The organism is Variovorax defluvii (genome assembly GCF_039541515.1).
GTDB lineage: Bacteria > Pseudomonadota > Gammaproteobacteria > Burkholderiales > Burkholderiaceae_C > Variovorax > Variovorax defluvii.
On sequence record NZ_BAABGJ010000062.1, the window covers coordinates 1 to 858 of the forward strand.

At 72.6% G+C, this 858-nt stretch carries 1 protein-coding gene; it reads left to right on the forward strand.

Annotation, left to right across the window (positions count from 1 at the left end; translation table 11 throughout):
- The first annotated feature begins 353 nt into the window (after positions 1–353).
- Positions 354–842, forward strand: a complete 489-nt coding sequence (locus ABEA07_RS19090; RefSeq protein ID WP_345539802.1) for a CHC2 zinc finger domain-containing protein — start codon at positions 354–356, stop codon at positions 840–842.
- The last annotated feature ends 16 nt before the right edge of the window (positions 843–858 follow it).

An 858-nucleotide genomic window follows, 5' to 3' on the forward strand; every position in this document is an offset into this window, starting at 1 on the left:
TGCCTTGGCACCGCCTCTTGATCGACGCCTGGCTCGCGCGCTTCGCCGTCCAGGGTGAAGGCTGCGCCACCTTCCTCGCCCGGTCCTCACTGCGTTCGGCTGCGGCCTCCGGGCGGTCCCTGGACCGCGCGCGCTGGCGCTCGCCAGCAGTGCGTCGAGGCGCCTACCAAAACAGATCCATCCACCACAGCGGCATCCCCCGCAGAAAGGCACGTCATGCTCGCATGTCCTCGTTCCTCGTTGCGCCGCACGCCCGCGTCGCTGACTTCGAAGTCCGCGGCCGTTCCCCTCGCACTCCCCGACCGCTTATCCCAAGCAGGTCTGCCTTGCCCTCCAGGTTCAGGGAGCCAACCATGACGCTGCTGCGCGAGCGGCTTCCCGAGCCGCAGGAGTACTTCGCGTCGCAGGGCCTCGCGCTGGCGGGCCGGGGCGCCTGGCGCACCACACGCTGTGCCTTCCATGGCGGCAGCGACAGCATGCGGGTGAACTTGCACAGCGGCGGTTTCTGCTGCATGGCCGGCTGCGGCGCGCGTGGCGGCGACGTGCTGGCCTACCACATGGCCGCGCAGGGCCTAGGCTTCGTGGAAGCGGCCCGGGCGCTCGGGGCCTGGCAGGACGATCCGGCCTCGGCGCAGCAGGGCCCGCAGCGCCGGCGTCCCTGCGGCCTGCCGGCCCGCGAGGCGCTCGCGCTGCTGCGCGACGACGCGCTGGTGGTGGCGGTGGCCGCCGGAAATCTCGCCCGGGGCCTGATACTGAGCGAGGCCGACCGGCAGCGGCTGCTGGAAGTCGCGGCGCGCATCCAGCGCATCGCCGACCAGGTGGGCGTGGATGGCATGCGCTGACGCCAGCGCGCGCTCC